Annotated in this window: 7 protein-coding genes; 6 read left to right on the top strand and 1 reads right to left on the bottom strand. The window is 58.5% G+C overall.

Translation table 11 applies throughout. The features are described from left to right. From AB4Z51_RS44590 to AB4Z51_RS44565, 6 genes are all read left to right on the top strand, one after another. Positions 1-110, top strand: a 110-nt coding sequence (locus AB4Z51_RS44590) for a transposase domain-containing protein (RefSeq protein WP_441499731.1), incomplete at its 5' end; no start/stop codon positions are given. Positions 111-406: 296 nt separating this feature from the next. Beyond that, the gene (locus AB4Z51_RS44585; protein WP_167768351.1) at positions 407-661 is read left to right on the top strand and encodes a hypothetical protein; all 255 of its coding nucleotides are present in this window, start codon (positions 407-409) and stop codon (positions 659-661) included. Between the two features lie 44 nt (positions 662-705). Further along, positions 706-888 (top strand): hypothetical protein, encoded by a 183-nt coding sequence (locus tag AB4Z51_RS44580; RefSeq protein ID WP_343287527.1) that lies wholly within the window; start codon positions 706-708, stop codon positions 886-888. Between the two features lie 224 nt (positions 889-1,112). Next, positions 1,113-1,304, top strand: a complete 192-nt coding sequence (locus tag AB4Z51_RS44575; protein ID WP_441499730.1) for a hypothetical protein — start codon at positions 1,113-1,115, stop codon at positions 1,302-1,304. Beyond that, entirely contained in the window at positions 1,301-1,597 is a 297-nt protein-coding gene (locus AB4Z51_RS44570; protein ID WP_244623531.1) for a hypothetical protein, read from the top strand. The genes AB4Z51_RS44575 and AB4Z51_RS44570 overlap by 4 nt, the downstream gene beginning before the upstream one ends. Further along, positions 1,594-1,758 carry a hypothetical protein gene (locus tag AB4Z51_RS44565; protein WP_167768350.1) on the top strand — a complete coding sequence of 55 codons (165 nt, stop codon included), beginning with the start codon at positions 1,594-1,596 and terminating at the stop codon, positions 1,756-1,758. Before AB4Z51_RS44570 ends, AB4Z51_RS44565 begins: the two co-directional genes overlap by 4 nt. Before the next feature lie 645 nt (positions 1,759-2,403). Here the strand turns inward: AB4Z51_RS44565 and AB4Z51_RS44560 are convergent. Continuing rightward, complete coding sequence (locus AB4Z51_RS44560; protein WP_135217292.1) at positions 2,404-2,613, bottom strand: PRC-barrel domain-containing protein; 210 nt, start codon at positions 2,611-2,613, stop codon at positions 2,404-2,406. Between the last annotated feature and the right edge of the window lie 1,246 nt (positions 2,614-3,859).

Below are 3,859 nucleotides of genomic sequence, written 5' to 3'. Positions count from 1 at the left end.
CCTATCTGACCGATGCCCTCACCAGGATCGTCAACGGCCATCCAAACAGCAACATCGATGAGCTGCTTCCGTGGGCCTATTGCCGTCACGACCTCAAAGCCGTGGCCTGAGAACGACGCTTACGGAAGAACAGACCGGCTAGCACGCCAATAGCAGCAGGTATGACAAGGCTGAGACAGTCCATGACGCACCGCCTCTCAGCAAACGGATCGCCTGCCCGATAAACTGACGGGCCTTCAACTGCGTTCCGCCTTCAACTGCGTTCCGCATCAGCGACAAAAACCCGCCATCGTGAATCGGCGGCCCTTTGCTTTTCCACACCCACGACCGGCAGTAGCTCGCGAGCATCCCGCGCCGCTAGGAATCGATAATTTGACTCTCGCCTGCGCCGCGGTTCGATGGCGTCATGACCAAGGCAGAGAACAGAGCGGCGGCGAGAGCTTGGCACCAACTACGCATGCGTCAGCGCGCGGAGGAAGTGCGGGCCGAGGCGATAGCGACCGATCTGGCCGAGCTCGGCCGGCTTCGCCACTACCTCATCTTTGGCAGGAAGGATCGCCGCGCCGACCGCGAGAAGCTGATGAGCGCCATTGACGACTACGTCGGTGAGATGACTGGCGATCGAACCGCGCTGCACGCCAAAAACCACAAGTGCGGGTGAAGCAGTTCGGCCTGGGGGGACGAAGAATCGGGTAGTCGATCTGCATGAAACTCGCCGCCGAACGTGCCTTTGCCGCACCTGAAGCCGCCGCCCGCAAACTGGTCGAGCTCGCGAAGACCATTGAAGCCGTCCAGGACGGTCGCATTCACATCGAAAAGCTCAATGCTCCGTTTCTCTACACGCTCAAGGCCACCGGGTCGGAGTTCGGCGCCGGCATCAAGCATTGAGAAGGGCTGGCCCGAGCTGCACGAGAGCGGGACCTATGTCCGGCTGATCAGCATCAGCGCAAAAGCGGCCCCAGCAAAAGACTAAGTTGCCGGGGCCGTTTGGAGGTCACCTTGGCGGTAATGGGGTCGCCAGGTGGTCATGAGCATAGGAAAAACCGGCAATCAGTTCTGTCCACTTGTGCCCAAAGCGGTATAGTTTCTCATCGGGAACGGAACCGATCGCAATGAAGGACATGCAGGCTCAGTTGGAAAAGCTTCGCACGGATGCTGCCGAGTGCGCCTTGATCCGCGATCTTGCTACTGAACCCAAGAAGCGAGAACTGTTCACAAGGCTGRCCGAGCATCTGACAGTTCTGGCCGACGAGGTTGAACACGCCATTGCTGCCGCGGGACCTGAACTGAAGCGAAAGGAATGACCGAACGAGGCTGGCGTCGGCCTTTCGAGGGTCCGATCAGGATCGGCGAACGCACTCTGGTGACGCTGCTCGACGCCGGCGAGTACATTGCCGCACTGCCGAAGAAAGAGCACGCCGCACCGGAGTGGCAAGCGGCGATGGAAGCCTTGATCCTGGTGGCGGAAGGTGGCGGTCCGACGATGTTTGCCCGCATCGGGGTCATACGGGCGTTGAACCGCCACCACGTCCTGGAGTTTAACCCGAAGGGAAAAGAACCGCATTGGGGCCGGCGCAAGCTGAAGAGGGATCAATGACCGTCTTCGTGTACGTCAATACGGGCAAGCAGGTCGGCGACATTGATCACATCAAGGTTTTCGCAACGGTGGACGCCGCGGAACGATGGTTCGATGAAAACGATCCGGAGGGCGTCGCCTTCGAATACGATGTTTTGGGCTTGCCAGCCGGAACCGCGTGATCTGAGACGCGGGTCCAATGGGAAAAGCCGCAGCGTGGTTCCAGCCCCCACTGCGGCATTCCCGGAACTACGAAAAACCTTGGTGCTCAAATCTCGCCGGTGTTCTTTTAATAGAACACCCCGTTCCGAAAATGGATTCCGTAAGAATACCGGTGCGCGAAGTTCGAGCATTGCCGTGTGAGGGCGAACATGGCACGGGCATGCATTCCAGCCCCAATGCTCCCGGCTGCCGATCTAATTGCGGATTAGAGCGCCGGGAGTGCTAGGCCCGCCAGCGTGAACCGGCGGGCCTCACTTGGTCGAAACTGGCGTGTACTCATAAACGTCAGCTTCCGAGAGCAAAGTGGAAGTTGCCCCGCTTACTTGGCATCGACTGCTTGTGATCCGAATTAGGCCGCCTAGGATGTCCGCCCCGCTCGCATCTCGCGCCATCTGCGTTTGGAACTGAAACATTTTCTAGCCTGAATGATTTACTCCCGGGGCTTCGCAAGACGAGGCATTCATGAACCCTCTTTCGGCGAGCGACCTGTTCCTTACGGTCGCGGTTATGAGCACGACGTTCCTGATTGAGATCGGGTTTTTCATCCTGATCGGAATGTTCTGAAATAGCGCGCTATTGGGGTGATACGCAGCGGGTGCGAAGGTCTAGTTCTCCTCGAACTTGATGGTTGAGACCGGCCATCTTCCGTCATGACCTTTGATTGAAATCCGAAGCCCGTGCAATTCATCCAGCCAAACGTTCTCGACCGTGCCTGCCTTTCCGTCAGTAAGGACGACGGTTTTGCCGATCAATTCGGATTGCGCCTTACCGTACTCATTCAAGATCGTCGATGCACGAAGCTTCACCGGCGGCATCGTTCATCCATGTTCGGCCGAGGCTGCGGCTCAACCGCGCGCCTTGTTCCAGTGCTCGGCCGCTTCGAATTCGCGGAGCCGATCGATTTGCGCTCTCAGGCTCGCCGGTAGTTTCGACTCTGGTTTCAGCGACGCACGTAGTCTCTCGCCGATCTCTCGAATGATGGCCCGACAGTGCATGTGGTCAATGTCAATTCGGTTGCGCATGACGGAGCCTTCGGTTCCGGCAGCACCCGTGCCTCCCCGGCAACCGATCGGGGCACTGCTGCCGATTTTGAATAGAACTGGAGACCGTCGCTTTTGGCTATCTGCGCGAGCGCTTGTGTTAAGAACAGCGGGTCGTTCGCCACGACCTTTGGCTATCCGCGACATGCGCCGTGTTACTACCGGCGAGCGACGGCCTCAGTTTTTCTAAAGCCAGGCGGACGCTTTCGTTCCTTGATTTCTGATCGCGACCGCGATGTTCCATTCCGAAGGAGGAACCTGCCCCAGCGGCTAGTCGCTGGCGCCATGGAAGCAACTTCCGATGCGGCCGAAAACATTGGGCCGCAGTGTTCGGGAACCATTTCTGAGAGTGTCCGGTTAGTTCATGGGGCGATAAAGGGCACCATCGTCATGAGGACCAAATATCTCGCTGCGATTGCGATAGCTGTTCTTGCTTGTAGTGGGCTGGTCGTGAATTCCGTCGGCTCGCTTCATCGCGAAAAGCAGTCCACGCCGGGCGCCAACCAAGTGGCGGACCGTTTAGCTGGGTCCTTGGATCCGTATTTGATACGGTCTGGTGGCTAAAACGGCCGGTGCAACTCAGAAATGCATTGGCGGCGCTGCCTTAAGTCATGGGGCATCGCGCCCGTTCGGCAAGCAAGGCTGTAACGCCCTTGCCTCACATCCCATCGCACTCGCATCCATACGTCGCATTCCTCGTCTGTCGGATTGAACGCTGCCTCCGCCTACGGCGCAACTTCGTGTCCGTTACTTCCGATATTGGCCCCGAGCTGAACACCACGGAAGCCAACGCCACGTCTGCTGTCGGAGGGAAGCCGGACGTCGCCCCACTGGTTGGCTGGCAGCCGCTTTTGACCCTGGCTGTGTGAAAAGCCACGAGTCGGTTACGATTCCTCCGTTTCCTGATGGGGGATGTGGATGGGACGCTTCGTTGAAGGCGCGGACAGATCCCAGCTGACGCTCTTGCCGGAATGTCTGGAGGATTGGGTAGACGGAATGTCTGGAGGATTGGGTAGACGAG

Origin of the sequence: Bradyrhizobium sp. 2TAF36, assembly GCF_052114925.1 — a bacterium.
GTDB lineage: Bacteria > Pseudomonadota > Alphaproteobacteria > Rhizobiales > Xanthobacteraceae > Bradyrhizobium > Bradyrhizobium barranii.
The sequence above is the reverse complement of the archived record's forward strand: the minus strand, read 5'-3'. Positions and strand labels throughout refer to the sequence as shown.

Coding starts and splice junctions, on each gene's coding strand:
- AB4Z51_RS44570 (WP_244623531.1), top strand. CDS start 1,301: ATGACCGAACGAGGCTGGCGTCGGCCTTTCGAGGGTCCGATCAGGATC.
- AB4Z51_RS44585 (WP_167768351.1), top strand. CDS start 407: ATGACCAAGGCAGAGAACAGAGCGGCGGCGAGAGCTTGGCACCAACTA.
- AB4Z51_RS44580 (WP_343287527.1), top strand. CDS start 706: ATGAAACTCGCCGCCGAACGTGCCTTTGCCGCACCTGAAGCCGCCGCC.
- AB4Z51_RS44560 (WP_135217292.1), bottom strand. CDS start 2,613: ATGCCGCCGGTGAAGCTTCGTGCATCGACGATCTTGAATGAGTACGGT.
- AB4Z51_RS44565 (WP_167768350.1), top strand. CDS start 1,594: ATGACCGTCTTCGTGTACGTCAATACGGGCAAGCAGGTCGGCGACATT.